Origin of the sequence: Vitiosangium sp. GDMCC 1.1324, from assembly GCF_003044305.1 — a bacterium.
Classification (GTDB): Bacteria; Myxococcota; Myxococcia; order Myxococcales; family Myxococcaceae; genus Archangium.
Genome location: NZ_PZOX01000004.1, coordinates 72253 through 87179 on the forward strand (window position 1 = coordinate 72253; position 14927 = coordinate 87179).

The window sequence follows — 14927 nt, forward strand, 5'->3', positions numbered from 1 at the left end:
ATGCACCTCCCACCGAGGGGGAAGGTGGAACCGGGGGAGAAGGGTCGCAACCCTTCCACGGAACGAGACGACTGTTCGGTTGCTGCCAGGGGAGCGGGGGCGTCAGACGCCGAGCCGTGCGAGCAGCGCCCTCGAGCTCTCGCGCTCGAGCACCAGCAGCACCTGGCCGGACACCGCGGGCGCGCCCACCGAGGAGAAGCGCGTCTCCAGCACCACCATGCGGTTGTCGCCCTCGGCCTCCGTCATCGCGCTCGCCACCACCTGGGCCGCCTGGCCCCGCACCAACTCCGGCACCGTGGGCAGCAGCCTCCAGCCCGTCAACGTGCCAATGGCGGACAGACACGCGCTCGCCACGATGTTGGCGGCCTCCGCCAGCGCGCTCGCCCGATCCTCCGGCGTCGCGTCCTGGCGCCGCAGCAGCAGCGACTCCAGCGCCGAGCCGTCCTCCCGGGGCAGCACCAGCAGCAGCACGCCCCGGAGCTGGCCCTCCATGCCCAGCTTCGCGGCCACCACGGGCGCATCGCTCCCGCCGAGCAGCACGGCCACCTCCGCGGCCCCCGCCAGCACCGCTCGCGGCACGGACAGATTCACCGTGCGGCCTCCCACCAGCCGCGCGAGCGCGCTCACCGCATGCCCGCAGCCGATGTTGGCCACCTCGCGCAGGGCGTCCAGCTGAATGTCGCTCGGTTGAGGGCTCACGCGGACAGTAACCTCGGCACGTCCAGGATGAAGACCGGGCGGCCACTTCCCAGGATGGTCACCCCTGAGAGCCCCGGTAGCAAGTCCAAGGGCCGGGACAGCGGCTTGAGCACCGCCTCCTCCTGCCCCACCAGTCGGTCCACCGCGAGCGCGACCCGTCCCGCGTCTCCCTCCATCACCACGAAGGGCCGGACCCCTTTGCGCGGCGGCGCCTCGACGCCCACGAGCTCGTCCAGCGCATACACCGGCAGCAGGCCCTGGCCGTGAGGCAACAGCGGCATCTCGCGGCTGCGGTCGAGCGCCTCGCCATCCGCCTCCATCGCCCCCACCACCTTGGCGATGGGCAGGCCGAACACCTCGTCCCCCACCGCCACCAGCAGCAGGTGCACCACCGCCACCGTGAGCGGCAGCCGCAGCGTGAAGCGCGTCCCGCGCCCCAGCTCGCTTTCAATTTCCAGCGTCCCGCCCACGTTCTCCACCACGCGCTTCACGGCGTCCATGCCCACGCCGCGGCCGGAAATCTCCGACACGTCCTTCGCGGTGGACACGCCCGGCAGGCACGAGAGCAGGAAGGCCTCGCGGTCCGTCATCCGCGCCGCCGCCTCCGCGCTGATGGCGCCGCGAGCCACCGCCGCCGCCTTCAGCTTCGCCGCGTTCATGCCGCGGCCATCGTCCTCCATCTCCAGCACCACCCGGTCGCGAGCGCGCCGCACCGACACCAGCACGCGCCCCCGCGCGCCCTTCCCCGCCGCCACCCGCTCCTCCGCCGGCTCCAGGCCGTGGTCGATGCAGTTGCGCAGCAGGTGCAGCAGCGGGTCCGCCAGCTCGTCGAGGATGGCCCGGTCGAGTTCAATCTCCGCGCCGGTGATGACCAGGTCCACCTCGCGCTCCCTGCGCCGGGCGATGTCGCGCGCCGCGCGGGGTAGCCGGTCCGTGATGAGCGACAGCGGCGTCATGCGCGCGCTCATCACCTTGTCATGCAGGTCCTTCACCAGCGTGTGCAGCCGGTAGACGCCCTCCTCGATGGGCGGGCGCGAGCCCTCCGGAAGCACCTTGCCCAGCTCGCGCAGGCGGGCCGTGGCCAGCAGCAGCTCGCCCACCGTGTCCAGGAAGTAGTCCAGCAACTCCGTGCGCACGCGCACCGTGCGCGTGGCGTCCGCGCCCGCCGGGGACTGCCGGGCAGCCTCCGCCGGAGCCGAGCTCGCGGCCACCGAGGCGGGCGCGGGCGGAGGCGCCACCACCGCCGACTTCAGGGAGGCGAGCTCCACCTCCGCAATGTTCCGCAGCGCCTTGCGGATGGCGTCCTCGCCCTCGGCCGTCTCCAGCTCGAGCTGGATGTGGCCCTCGGGGATGCGGCCGGCCTTGAGGTCCTCCAGGGGAGGCTGCAGGTCGTGCAGCGAGCCCAGGTTCGTCAACCGCTTGTGCACCAGGAAGGCGCGCACGCCCGGCGTCTGGCAGGTGGCGGCGATGCGCAGCCGCACCGCCCAGCGCGTTGGCGTCTTCGGCGCACCTTCCGCCTTCGCCTCCCCTTCCACCTTGGGGGCGGACACCACGGCGGCGACCGTCGCGGCCAGTTGAGCCGAGGCGGGGCTCGAGGCCTCCGGCACCACCGCGGCCACCCGGGCCTCGGCGGCGGAGGCGGGAGGAGGAGCCTCGGAAGTCTCGAGCGAGACGAGAACGTCCGCGGCTACCCGGGCGGCGACGGCGGGAGCGGGCGGAGGACTGGGGGGTGCCCGGTTCAGCACCCGCGTGGCTCCCGGCGTGCGGCCGGTGAGCACGCACACCCGGTCCGCGAGCTGACCGAGCAGCGCCGACGCATCATCCGGCGGCTTGCTGTCCGCCACGGCGCGCACCTGGGCCATCATCACGTCGGTGGCCGACAGGAGCAGGTCCACGAGGGTGCGCTCCAACCTGCTCGGGTCCTGGCGGATGGCGTCCACCAGGTCCTCCACCCGGTGGGCCAGCACGGCAATGGGCTCGAAGCCCATCGAGGAGGCCATGCCCTTCACCGAGTGTGCATGGCGGAACATGGAGTCCACCACGGCGGGGGCCCCCTCGCGCTCCAGCTGCACGAGGTCCCGCCCCAGACCCTCCAGGTGCTCGCTCGCCTCGGTCAGGAACAGACCGAGGTAGCGGGACATGTCCATCGTCATGTCCGGCCTCGGACGTGCGTGCGTGGGGAGGCGCTCAGCCCTCGCCCAATACCTTCTTGACGACCGCCAGCACGTCTTCGGCGCGGAACGGCTTGACGATGAAGTCCGAGGCGCCCGCCTCGATGGCCTCCATCACCAGGCTCTCCTGTCCCAGCGCCGAGCACATGATGACCACCGCGTTGGCGTCGTACTTGATGATCTCCCGTGTGGCCTCGATGCCGCTCTTGAACGGCATGACGATGTCCATCGTCGTGAGATCCGGCTTCAGCTCCTTGTACTTCTCCACGGCCTCCAACCCGTTGGCCGCCTCTCCGACGACCTCGAAGCCGCCGGACGCGAAGATGTCCTTGATCATGTTGCGCATGAAGATGGCATCGTCGACGACCAGCACCCGCTTAGCCATTTGAAGCTCCGCCTCCGCTCAAGGCCCCGAGAGGGCCGCGGACACTACCACCCGCCGATTTCGGGCGGCTACTCACTTCTGTTGAGCCGCGGTGAAGAGTCCAACCACCGCGGAATCCAGCCCTTCTGGATCCAACACCGTCACGGCCTGTCCCTTCAACCGGGCCACCCCGCGCACCGCCGGTACCGCCTTGCCCGGAGCCGTGGTCACCCGCTCCACCGCTTCGATTCCATCCACATCCGTCACCAGCAGCCCCAAGTCCCGCCGCCCGCGCTCCAACAGCACCACGCGGCCCAGTGGCGTGGGCCCATCCGGCAGGCCCAGCAACTGGCGCAGCTCCACCACCGTCACCACCCGCCCCCGGAGGTTCATCACCCCCGCCACCGCCACGGGCGCCCGAGGCACCCGGGTGAAGCGCTCGGGAGGCACCACCACTTCCTTCACCGCGGCCAGTGGTAGCCCGTAGCGCTCCTTCTCCACCCGGAAGATGACGTGCCGCACAGAGAAGACTTTCTATCAGCAGGTCACGGGTTCAGGGAAATCCGCGAAAGCAAACAACCGAACAACCCGCCTCCTGGACCGTTCCCATGGGGAGAGGGAGGACGGGGCTCGGGGGCGGGGCGATCAAGCGTTCAGCCGGAAGCTGCGCACCACGCTCTGCAGCTCGATGGAGAGGTTGGTGAGCTCGCTGGCCAGCGAGGTCATCCGCACCATGGCGTCTGTCTGGTCCTGGATGACGGCCTGGATGGCCTCGGTGGAGGCCGCGTTGTTCTTGGCCACCAGGGAGATCTCCTCGGTGGCCTTCACCATCTCCTCGCTGCCCTTGAGCTGCTCGCGGGCGCTGTCGGAGATGAGGTGCACCTTCTCGGCCACTTTACGCACCGTGTCAGTGATGGCGCCCATGGAGCGGACGATGCCGGTGAGGTCCTCACGGCCCTCGGCCAGCTCCTCGATGCCTTCCTTCATTGCGCTCACCACCACCGTGGACTGGCCGGAGATGTCGCGCGCCAGGCGGGAGATCTGCTCGGCCGAGCGGCCCGCGCTCTCGGCCAGCTTGCGCACCTCGTCGGCCACCACCGCGAAGCCGCGGCCGTACTCGCCGGCCCGGGCGGCCTCGATGGTGGCGTTGAGCGCCAGGAGGTTCGTCTGCTGCGCCACCTGGGTGATGGCATCGACGATCTTCGAAATCTCCTGCGTCTTCTCGCCGAAGGCGAACACCTGCTGGCTCGCCGCCTCAATCCGGTTGAAGACCTTCTTCACCTTCTCGCCGGCCAGCAGCGCCGCCTTGCTGCCGTTCTCCGCCGCACTGCTGGTCTCGGCCGCGGTGCGGGCCGCGTCCTCGGCGCTCGCGGCGGTGCGCTGGATGCTGCCCGCCATCTCCGTAATCACCTTGGACGTCTTGCCCACCAGCTGCGACTGCGTCTCCGCGCCCTGGGCGATCTTGTCCATGGACAAGCCCACCTCTTCGTTGGTCGCGTTGACGTTCTCCGCCGAGCCCTGCAGATCCTTGGCCGTGTCCGCCACGCTCTTGGCGGTGTCCTGAATCTTGCCCACCAGGTCGCGCAGGTTCTCCTGCATCTTGCGGATGGCCATCGCCAGCTCGTCGATCTCATCGCGGCGCAGCGCCCGCGGCGGCTCGACCAGCAGCGGCTTGGACAGGTCGCCCTGGGAGATTTCAAAGGCGGAACGCGACAGCACCCGCACGCGCGTCACGCGCGCCAGATAGCGCGGCAGGGTGACGGACAGCGCCACGCTGATGAACACACCGATGCCGATGCGTCCCCAGAACCAGCTCGGCCCCAGCGGCTCCGTGGCCATGAGCGCGCCCGTGAGCACGCCTCCGAGCACGATGTAGCCACTGAAGATCTTCAGTTGCAGGGAGACCTCGTGCCCCCCGGAGCCGGTCTGCTCGACGTTGCGGAGCAGCCGCTGCACGGGATCGCGGCGGGGGGAGAGGAGGCCGGGGGATGGATCGTCGCGGAGAGGGCGGCGCACGGGTTTCGCTTTTCCGGGAGACGGCGACAGCGGTGTGTGGGTTTAGCCCTACCGTCCAGAACGGTCAATCCGCCCACCTCCTCGGAAGTGGTCGAACCCGGCAGGCAAGCGCAGGCTCCGCCCCGACGCGTCCCGGATGTGTCCGGGCTGACCCGGGGTGAGCCGGCCAATGCGTGTGATGGGCTCTTCCACTCGGAGACAAGCCCGCTCGAAGGCCGGGGTGCGCTCAGGTGGGACCGCGAGGAGCAGCTCATAGTCCTCGCCCCCCGCGAGTGCTCCCTCGGTCCCCAGGGAAGCACGGACGGAGCGTGAGAGGGGCAGGCGCTCGAGGTCCAGCTCGGCGCTCACGTGCGACGCGGCGCACAGGTGTCCGAGGTCCTGCGCGAGACCATCGGAGATGTCCAGCCCCGCCGAGGCGAAGCGCGCGGCGAGCCGGCCCAGCTCCACCTTCGGCACCGGGCGCTTCTGGCGGAGGATCGCCGCGGAGCGCTTCAGGCCCGCCTGAAGCTGCTGGAGGCCGAGCCGCGCGTCGCCCAGCGTGCCCGAGACGTACAGCACATCGCCGGGCCTGCCTCCGGCGCGCGTGATGGGCGCGGTGCCTGGAAGCAGCTCTCCCGCCGCCGTCAGGGTGACGGACAGCTCGCCCGCGGAGGAGAAGTTGCCGCCCACCAGCGCGATGCCGTGCTTGCGCGCCAGCGCGCTCATGCCCCTCGCGAGGCCGAGCAGCTCGCGGCGTGGGAAGTCCCGGGGCAGGGCCAGGGCGCAGACGAACCAGCGAGGCACCGCTCCCATCGACGCCAGGTCCGACAGGTTCACCGCCAGGGCCTTGTGGCCGATGTCCTCGGGGGAGAACCAGGCGCGCGTGAAGTGCACGTCCTCCACCACAGCGTCCGTGGTGATGCACTGCGCGCCCTTCGACGGCGCGAGGACGGCGCAGTCATCTCCCGGCCCCACCGGGACGCGCGCCCGGGGGAACTGCGACAGGAAGAGGTCGATGAGGGCGAATTCGCTCGCGGGCCGGGTGCTCACGGCGCGGAGCGTAGACCCGCCCCATCAGAAACGCTCGGGCTCCGTGTCCATGTCCACCGGCGGCGGGATGAACGCCAGCCCCTGACTCGACTGCGGCGGCTCCTTGGGCAGCACCACCCGGAAGCACGAGCCACGGCCCAGCTCGCTCGTCACCGCCACCTGGCCGCCATGTCCCTCCACGTAGCTCTTCACGATGGCCAGCCCCAGGCCCGCGCCTCCGTACTCGCGCGTCGGGCTGTCGTCCACCTGGTAGAAGCTCTGGAAGATGCGCTCGCGCTGATCCTCCGGAATCCCCACCCCGGAGTCCTCCACCTCGATGCGGTAGCCCGCCAGGCCCAGCTCCAGCTGGTTGCCCAGCTCCGACAGCCGCACGTCCACCTTGCCCCCCGTCGGCGTGAACTTCACCGCGTTGGCCAGCAGGTTCACCACCACCTGCCGCAGCTTCTCCCGATCCGCCACCACCCGCGCCTGCACCACCGGGGGCATCTGCGCCTTCAGCGTCAGGCCCTTGCGCTGCGCCTGCGGCATCACGCTGGTGATGGCGCTCTCCACCAGTTCCTGCACGTCCACCCACTCGAAGGCGAGCCGCACCTTGCCTGCTTCGATCTGACTCATGTCCAGGATGGAGGAGATGAGCTTGAGCAGCGTGTTGCCCTTGTCGATGATGGTGCGCGCGAACTGCATCTGCTCGGGGTTGAGCGCGCCCACCAGGCCCTCGGCCAGCATCTCCGAGTACCCGATGATGGAGGCCAGGGGCGTGCGCAGCTCGTGGCTCACCGTGCTCAGGAAGCTGGACTTCATGCGGTCGGCTTCCTTCAGCCGCTGGTTGAGCCGCAGCAACTGCGCGTTCTGCGACTCCAACTCCCGCTGCGTCTCCAGCATCGCCTCGAGGTGCAGCTGTCCCGACAGATAGGACTTCTGCCCCGCCGCCAGCAGCGCCGCCATCACCTGGGCGAAGTGCGCCAGCATCTTCGTCACCCGGGTGTCGGGCATGCGCTGCACGTTCGCCGTCAGCTCGCGCGCCCGCGCCAGGTCCAACCCCGGTACCTCGCCCAGCGACGCCGGCAGCTCCGCCAGCTCCTCGGACGCGAAGGGCCCGACGACGACCCGCCCCAGCACGTCCCCCTCCCACAGCACCGGCATCACCACGTAGCGCAGCCCGGTGAAGCAGGGCTGCGAGAGCAGCTCGCCGCCCAGGGGGCTCCCCCCGGGCATCACCTGTGCCCCCTGCGTGGGTGCCAGCGGGCCCTCGTTCAGCCGCGCCACCAGGGCGGTGCACCGCGCATGGCCCTCCCCCTGGGCGTTGACGAAGCCGCAGAAATCCCCGTTGCTCCCCTTCGCGTCCGCCAGCGTCCGGCCCCGCTCGTCCAGCACCCGGATGCCCACCCGGTACAGCTCGCCCAGGCTGTCCACCACGTCCCCGAAGGTGACCGGGTCCAGCATGTCCACCAACGACAGCTTGCGCTGAAGCACCGACCCGGCGTGCTCCGGACCGTTTCCCGCGGCCCCCGGTTTGTCGGCGCTCATCGCGACTTCCCCTCCGCCGGCGGATACTGGGACTCGAGGCTCGTGCCCTTCAGGTCCATCTGCTGGAAGATGTGCGAGAGGAATTCCTTCTCCGTCAGACCGACGTTTCGCGACAGCCGCATGCGTTCATCCAGGTTGCGCCAGGCCGATTGCAGCAGCGCGTGCAGCGTCTCCATCACGCCCTCGCCCCGGAGCGCCACCGCGCCCACCACCGGCTCCGCACCGCGCTTGCGCGCCGCCTCCAGCTCCTCGTCCGACTGGGCGTCTGGCAGGTCGCGCTTGTTGAACTGGATGACCACCGGCACCTGGGTGGCGTCCAGACCGTTCTCCCGCATGTTGGCCCGGAGCTTGCGCCAGTAGGCGTTGTTCTCCCCGGCGGCGCTGCGGCGGCTGTCGGCGATGAAGGCCACCGCGTCCGCGTTCTGCAGCACCACGCGGCGCGTGGCGTCATGGACGACCTGCCCGGGCACCGTGAAGAGCTTGAGCTTCACCTTGAAGCCCGAGCTGCTGGTGAAGAACACCGGCAGCAGGTCGAAGAAGAGCGTTCGGTCTTCGTGCGTCTCCACGCTGAGCAACCGGCCACGGGATTCGGGCCTCGCCCGAGCGTGGATACACCTCAGGTTGGTCGTCTTCCCACTCAGCCCGGGGCCGTAGTAGACGATCTTCAGAGTGAGTTCGCGCTGGGCGTGATTGAGTTGCACGTGCGGAGCTCAGGCTGCCGAGAGGGAGGGGGAAGGGTCGGCCAACCCGCTCCAGGCGGACGGTTTTTTATAGTGAAAGGTGTTCAGCATTGAAAGCCGCCCCCCGCCATGTGCATGTGGGACCCCCCGGATGAGGCGGGAGCGGGCGGCCTTGGAATGCCCGGTACGCATGCGCAGTTTGGGAAAACCCGGCCCCCTCCTCTCCGTGGGGGGAAATGTGCGCCGAACCCAGGGCGTGCATGGGCACCGGTGAAGCGGTTAGGATCGTAGCGCAATGGAGGAGCAAGGCATGACGATGAAGCGGGTGGACCCGGGCGTGGAGGTAGGCGCGATCCCAGTGCCGGAGATGGCCAACCTGCCCAACGACCTGGCGCCGGCAGTGAAGTTTTCTGTCCCCAGCGATGAGGACATGGCGACCGTGGCCGCCCTGCGCGCCAACTCGGACCCCTGGAAGAGCCGGGGCGAGACGCTGGACGACAGCCTCAAGGCCCTCACGGGGCTGCGGCCGTTCGTCCACGTGGCCAAGGTGCAGAACCAGCTGGTGGGCTACGTGACAGTAGAGCGGGACGGCCCGGTACCGGGCGCGGCCTACATGCGCAACATCGTGGTGAAGCCGGAGCTGCGCCGCCGCGGCGTGGGCATGGCGGTGCTCAACCACGCCCTCCAGGTGGCGAGGGACATGTACCGCAAGACGATCGCCCTGCGGGTGGATCCGGCCAACGCCCCCGCGGTGAGCTTCTACCGCAACGCGGGCTTCACCACCGTGGCCACGGTGGTGTCCAAGAAGTCCGGCAAGCTGCGCCTCCTCATGTCGCGCGAGCTGTGACGCACCCCTGAACGAGAGGAACGGTCATCTCCTCCAGGGCTGTCTCCTCCTGAATCCCCGCCCGGCCTGGTCCCTCCACGAGGGGCCGCGCCGGGCGTCTTCTTTCGTGGTTACTCGTCGGCCCGGCGCACCGGGACGAGCCCCTGTCCTCCCGCTCACTTTACCGGATTCATGGCAAATCCCGGCTATGCTGCACCTGCTCTCCCGGGGGCCGGATGTCCCCGGGACGGAGGAAGAGTGGGCCGAGCATGAAGACCTTCGCGGAGTTGCTGCGCTGCCTGGCTCGTCCGGGTGTGGTGGAGCTCGCATTGATCAGCGGGCGTACGCCCATGGTGAAGACGGGCAGTGGCTTCGAGTCCGTGGACGACACCGTCCTCACGGCGGAGGGGCTGCTCGCGGCACTCCAGGGCCTGGTGGGAGAGGCCCGCGCCTCCAGCGTCTCCGACAAGCCCAGCCAGTGGGCGCTGCGCCTCGAGGGACTCGGGCCCGTCATCGTCGGAGCCCTGCGCCGCGGAGACGTGCTCAACGTGCGCATCGTGCGCAATGAGCCCCAGGCCGCCGCACCCGCCCCCGCCCCCGCCGCTCGCGCCCCGGCCGCCCCCGCTCCCGCGGCCCCTCCGGCCGCTCCCGCTCCGAAAGCCGGCCAGCCCGCCGCTCCTCCGGCCCCGCCCGCCGCCTCGCGCCCGGCTCCTCCGCCGGGTGGCGTGCCGGCCAAGAGCAAGGCAGGCATGCAGATCCTCCCGACGGAGCGCGAGACGCCCGAGCCGCCGCCCCCGCAGGAGAACATCCCGCTGCCGGACGAGGAGCCCGCGCCCGAGGCGCCCAAGGGCCCCCGCATCGTCGTGCGGCCGGAGTCCGCCCGCGACCTGACGATGCTGCTGGAGGACGCGCGCACCGTGGGCGCGAGCGACCTGCACGTCATCGCTGATCGCCCGCCCCTGTTCCGCATCGTCGGCGAGCTGCTGTCCCATGGCGAGCCGATCCCGGCCGGGACGGTGGAGACGATGATGCTGCCACACGTGCCCGCGCGGCTGCGTCCCGTGCTCGAGCGCGAGGGCAGCTGTGACTTCTCGCTGGACTTGCACCAGGCGGGCCGCTTCCGCGTCAACGTCTCCCGCCAGCGCACCGGCTACAAGGGCTGCTTCCGCCTCATCCCGCGCGAGACGCCCACCCTCGAGTCGCTCGGCCTGCCGGCGGACATCGCCAAGGCCACCCACCACCACCAGGGCCTCATCGTCGTCACCGGCCCCTCCGGCCACGGCAAGACGAGCACGCTGGCCGCCATCGTGGACATCATCAACCGCGAGACGACGCACCACGTGCTCACCGTGGAGGACCCGGTGGAGTACCTCCACTCGCGCAAGAAGGCGCTGTTGAGCCAGCGCGAGGTGGGCACGCACACGAAGACCTTCGCCAGCGCCCTCAAGGGCAGCCTGCGCGAGGACCCGGACGTCATCCTCGTGGGCGAGCTGCGCGACACCGAGACGGTGCGCATGGCGCTCGCCGCCAGCGAGACGGGCCACCTGCTCATCTCCACGATGAACACGCCCAGCGCGGCGAAGACGATCGACCGGCTCATCGACCTCTTCCCGCCGGGAGACCAGGCCCAGGTGCGCGTGACGCTCGCCAGCAGCCTGCGCCTCATCGTCAGCCAGCGGCTGCTGCCGAGCGCGGACGGCCAGCGACTGGTGGCCGCCGCCGAGCTGCTCCCGGGCTCGGTGGCCCTGGGCAACCTCATCCGCGACAACAAGACGTACCAGATTCCCTCCCTGCAGCAGCGCGGCAAGTCGCTGGGCATCGTGCGCTTCGATGACTCGCTCGCCGATTTGGTGCGCTCCGGGAAGACGACGCTGGAGATCGCCAAGGGCTACGCCGAGAGCCCCGACGAGTTGGAGGCCGTGGTGACCGGCAAGCGGCCCGGTGCGCCTCCCGAGCCCCCGGCCCCAGGTGAAGGCGGCAAGCAACTGCTGTCCAAGATGGGCAACCTCCTCAACCGGAAGAGCGCCTGACCATGAGCTCCGCCCCGCGCATCGCCGCCCTCTTCGACAAGCTCCTCGAGAACAAGGGAAGCGACCTGCACCTGAGCGTCGGCCACCCGCCCCTGGGCCGCATCCGCGGTCAGCTCACTCCCCTGCGCGAGGCCCTCCTCTCCCAGCAGGAGATGGAGGCGCTGCTCTTCGAGATCGCCTCCCCCGAGCAGAAGCGGCACATCACCGAGGAGTTCGACCTCGACTTCGCCTACAGCTACGGCACCAAGGCGCGCTTCCGCGCCAACTACTTCTACAAGACGACGGGCCTGGCGGCCGTCTTCCGCACCATTCCCAGCAAGGTGCTGTCGCTGACGGAGCTCAACACCCCGGAGGTGGTGCGCAAGCTCGCCGAGCGCCGCAGTGGACTGGTGCTCGTCACCGGCCCCACCGGCAGCGGCAAGTCCACCACGCTGGCGGGGATGATCCACCACATCAACCACACCCGCGCGGCGCACGTCCTCACCATCGAGGACCCGGTGGAGTTCGTGCACGAGTCGGCGAAGTGCCAGATAACCCACCGCGAGGTGGGCATCCACGCCTCCAACTTCGCCACCGCCATCCGCTCGGCGGGCCGGGAGGACCCGAACGTCATCCTCATCGGCGAGTTGCGCACCAACGAGACGATGAAGCTCGCACTGCAGCTGGCCAGCTTCGGCGTGCTGGTGATGGCCACGGTGCACACCAACAGCGCCCCGGCCACCATCGACCGCATCATCAACTCCTTCCCCGCCGAGGAGCAGCCCCAGGTGCGCGGCATGCTCGCCGAGGGCCTCGCCGGCATCGTCGCCCAGCAGCTCATCCGCACCGCGGACGGCAAGGGCCGCGTGGCCGCGCTGGAGATCCTCATCGGCACGAGCGCCATCGCCTCGATGATCCGCGAGGGGAAGGTGTTTCAGATCGCGAGCAAGATGCAGGCGAGCCAGAACCTGGGCATGCAGACGCTGGACATGCACCTGGAGAAGCTGGTGGCCGCGAACACCATCACCCCAGAAGCCGCGATGGAGAAGGCCCAGGACAAGGAGGCCTTCGCCAAGCTGCTCCAGCGGATCAAGCCGGAGTTCCAGGTGCCCGAGTTCGACACCGCGGAGCCTGGCGGCGGGCACTGAGCCCCCACGCGGACACGCGCGGAGCTGGGAGTCCGCGAGCAGCGCATTCCAGCGGGCCAGCCATTGGCTGAATTTCTCTGCGGCATTCGCGTTTACAAGTTCCGCGGCGCAATCACAACGTCGCAGGATGCTCGGGCCCTGGTACGTAGACTTCACTGCGAACGTCACTGACCACCGCGCAGCGGGTCGTCATCGGCGACCAGGTCCACCAGGGCTCGTACAACACATGACTCAACCGGAGAACCTGATGCGAGCGTTTCTTGTTTCGTTGTTTCTATTCGGGAGCGTGGCCCACGCCCAGAACAAGCCCATCAAGCTCTTCGTCGACTCGGGCAACACGTACCTGCGAGTCGACGCGAAGGAGGCTCCGAGCGTCGGTGACGAGGTGACGCTCCTGGCAGACGAAGGCGGCAAGACCGTGCTCGGCACCGCGGTGGTGATGGAGGTGAAGGGCGCTCTCGTCAGGCTCAACACGGAGGCGGGCAAGAGCGGCGCCAAATTCGCGCGCCTGACCAAGGCCCCGGAACCTCCTGCGCCGGCCGCGGCACCCGCCACGGCGCCCGTCGCGGCCCCTGCCCCTGCGCCCGCCGCAGCTCCAGCGTCCGCTCCCGTGGCAGCCCCAGCCGCTGCGCCCGCAGCAGCCCCTGCCGCGCCTCCGGCACCGAAGCTGGAAGGCACGCTGGAAGAGGGGCTTGTCCGCGTCGTGATTCAAAACGACTCGAAGAAGGCCTGGACCCAGTGCGAGCTCCGCTATTCGGACGACCGTTTCTACAAGCTGGGTACCGTGGAGGCAGGGGCAGAAGACACCGTGATGAAGGTGAAGTTCACCAGCCCTCCGAAGCCGCCGGAGCCGCCCTACGACCGGGTGACCGTACGGTGTGCCGAAGGTGAAGCCGAGTTCCTCTTCGCCGAGCCGTCCCGGAACGCTGGCCTGAAGGGCTACGCGGTCGCGGAGGGCGCTCGCGTCACGGTCTACAACCAGAGCGAGCAGCCCTGGACCCAGTGCGACGTCCGCAAACCGGACGGGAGCCACTACGTCCTCGGGAAGCTGAAGGCCGGGGACCAGGACTCCATCCGCGGAGGTCTGTTCAAGACGGAGCCCCAGAAGCCGGTAGCAGTCTCTCTTGGCCTCACCTGTGCCGAAGGCGAGCTGCGAACGGCCCCGAAGTAGCACGGGAGCCGCGCAATCCCACCACCTGACACGCTTCACCCCACACAGCGGCTCGCTCCGAAACCCGAGGCGGACCGCTGTGCTTCTGGGTTCAAAGCGCGCGCACCGGCTCGCGCAAAGCCCACGACAAACACGCCCGGGGCTGGAAGTTACCCACCCGAAGTCACATCCGAGATGCTGGAGGCGGTCAGGGCCCGGTCGAACCACTGCTCGAGGAGCGCCGGGTCCCTGCACGCCATGATGAGCCCGCGAGTCTTGTCGTCCACGTGAATGCCACGCGCGGTGAGAATCCGAAGGATGTCCTCGGCGCGCCCTTCGAGACGCCCTTCGAGTCTGCCCTCCTGGCGGCCTTTCTCGATGAGTTTCTCACCCACGGTCATCATCAGCTCCTCCGTTCGTTGGGCACCTGCCACGGAGCGTAGCACCGCCTCTGTGCTCTCGCGTGCCGCCTCGTCTCCCACTTGGAATAGGTAACGGACGACCACGCGCAAGTTCTCGAGCCCATCAGGGGCGGCGTGGACCTCCGCGAACAGCGCCGTCCAACTCGCCAGCCGTCGGCTGAGTTCCTCGGAGCGTCCGTAGCGCAACACGAGCAGCGCCAGCCGTGCCAAAGGCGGTCCAGGGCGCGCCATCAACCCCTCCGCACGCTCGGCCGTCAGATCGTCGAGCAGGAACTCGAAGTGAGGAACCAGTGTTCGCCAACGCTCCCGTTCTTCGGACTCGTCCGGCAACTCGAAGAGGTCCTCGACCCGGCGAGGCGCCGTCCAGGCCCCATCCGGCCCGTGGTACATGACCAGGGGCACAATCACCGGAAGCCGCTCGCTCTCCGGGTGCTCCTTACGCCAGTGCTCGGCCTGGCGGACCACGTAGCGGAGCATGCGCAGCGCCATCCACTTGTCCACCGAGGACTGGTGTTCGAGAAGAATGTAGAGCAGGAGCTCCTGTCCGCTGCGGAGACGAGCCGAGAAGAGCAGGTCGCTCTGGGTCTCCCTCAGCTCCGGATCCACGACGGAGCCGGGCTCACGGCGCAGGGTGGACCAGTCCACCCGGGACACGATGTCCGGAGGCAAGACGGCGCGCAGCTCGGCCGCCGCCCGCTCGGGGTGGCCCAGGGTGAAGCGCACGAAGAGGTCATGAGGACCGGACATGGCGAGCAGAGCCCCAGCACGCCGCGCGCCAATGCAACCGCACGAGGGGCTCGCTGACACGGCACCATCCATCCCGGTGCGCCACGTCCCGTCCGGGAGACGCTCTTCGGCACGGCAAGCTCCGTGCGTCCCCAGCAGG

The 14927-nt window shown here is 69.5% G+C and carries 13 protein-coding genes; 4 read left to right on the forward strand and 9 right to left on the reverse strand.

Annotated elements, in window-relative coordinates:
- Positions 1 to 102 precede the first annotated feature (102 nt).
- The 8 genes from DAT35_RS12955 to DAT35_RS12990 all read right to left on the reverse strand — a co-directional run bounded on the left by DAT35_RS12955 (position 103) and on the right by DAT35_RS12990 (position 8507).
- Positions 103 to 699, reverse strand: a complete 597-nt coding sequence (locus tag DAT35_RS12955) for a chemotaxis protein CheC (RefSeq protein WP_108067308.1) — start codon at positions 697 to 699, stop codon at positions 103 to 105.
- The gene (locus tag DAT35_RS12960; protein WP_108067309.1) at positions 696 to 2852 is read right to left on the reverse strand and encodes a chemotaxis protein CheA; all 2157 of its coding nucleotides are present in this window, start codon (positions 2850 to 2852) and stop codon (positions 696 to 698) included. Before DAT35_RS12960 ends, DAT35_RS12955 begins: the two co-directional genes overlap by 4 nt.
- A 34-nt stretch (positions 2853 to 2886) precedes the next feature.
- Complete coding sequence (locus DAT35_RS12965; protein ID WP_108067310.1) at positions 2887 to 3255, reverse strand: response regulator; 369 nt, start codon at positions 3253 to 3255, stop codon at positions 2887 to 2889.
- 72 nt (positions 3256 to 3327) lie between these two features.
- Positions 3328 to 3756 (reverse strand): chemotaxis protein CheW, encoded by a 429-nt coding sequence (locus DAT35_RS12970; protein ID WP_108067311.1) that lies wholly within the window; start codon positions 3754 to 3756, stop codon positions 3328 to 3330.
- A gap of 123 nt (positions 3757 to 3879) precedes the next feature.
- Positions 3880 to 5250 (reverse strand): methyl-accepting chemotaxis protein, encoded by a 1371-nt coding sequence (locus tag DAT35_RS12975; RefSeq protein WP_108067312.1) that lies wholly within the window; start codon positions 5248 to 5250, stop codon positions 3880 to 3882.
- A 48-nt stretch (positions 5251 to 5298) separates the two neighbouring features.
- Positions 5299 to 6279 (reverse strand): thiamine-phosphate kinase, encoded by a 981-nt coding sequence (thiL, locus tag DAT35_RS12980; RefSeq protein ID WP_108067313.1) that lies wholly within the window; start codon positions 6277 to 6279, stop codon positions 5299 to 5301.
- A gap of 24 nt (positions 6280 to 6303) precedes the next feature.
- Positions 6304 to 7806 (reverse strand): ATP-binding protein, encoded by a 1503-nt coding sequence (locus DAT35_RS12985; RefSeq protein ID WP_108067314.1) that lies wholly within the window; start codon positions 7804 to 7806, stop codon positions 6304 to 6306.
- The gene (locus tag DAT35_RS12990; protein WP_108067315.1) at positions 7803 to 8507 is read right to left on the reverse strand and encodes an ATP/GTP-binding protein; all 705 of its coding nucleotides are present in this window, start codon (positions 8505 to 8507) and stop codon (positions 7803 to 7805) included. Before DAT35_RS12990 ends, DAT35_RS12985 begins: the two co-directional genes overlap by 4 nt.
- Before the next feature lie 289 nt (positions 8508 to 8796).
- On the opposite strand from DAT35_RS12990, the gene DAT35_RS12995 reads away from it, so the two are divergent.
- From DAT35_RS12995 to DAT35_RS13010, 4 genes are all read left to right on the forward strand, one after another.
- The gene (locus DAT35_RS12995) at positions 8797 to 9333 is read left to right on the forward strand and encodes an N-acetyltransferase (RefSeq protein ID WP_108067316.1); all 537 of its coding nucleotides are present in this window, start codon (positions 8797 to 8799) and stop codon (positions 9331 to 9333) included.
- Positions 9334 to 9581: 248 nt separating this feature from the next.
- On the forward strand, positions 9582 to 11342 hold the full coding sequence (locus DAT35_RS13000; protein ID WP_108067317.1) for a type IV pilus twitching motility protein PilT: 1761 nt from the start codon (positions 9582 to 9584) through the stop codon (positions 11340 to 11342).
- A gap of 2 nt (positions 11343 to 11344) precedes the next feature.
- The gene (locus tag DAT35_RS13005; protein ID WP_108067318.1) at positions 11345 to 12469 is read left to right on the forward strand and encodes a type IV pilus twitching motility protein PilT; all 1125 of its coding nucleotides are present in this window, start codon (positions 11345 to 11347) and stop codon (positions 12467 to 12469) included.
- A 247-nt stretch (positions 12470 to 12716) separates the two neighbouring features.
- Complete coding sequence (locus DAT35_RS13010) at positions 12717 to 13640, forward strand: hypothetical protein (RefSeq protein ID WP_158501679.1); 924 nt, start codon at positions 12717 to 12719, stop codon at positions 13638 to 13640.
- A gap of 149 nt (positions 13641 to 13789) precedes the next feature.
- Here the strand turns inward: DAT35_RS13010 and DAT35_RS13015 are convergent, their stop codons facing one another.
- Complete coding sequence (locus tag DAT35_RS13015) at positions 13790 to 14788, reverse strand: Rpn family recombination-promoting nuclease/putative transposase (protein ID WP_108067320.1); 999 nt, start codon at positions 14786 to 14788, stop codon at positions 13790 to 13792.
- Positions 14789 to 14927 lie beyond the last annotated feature (139 nt).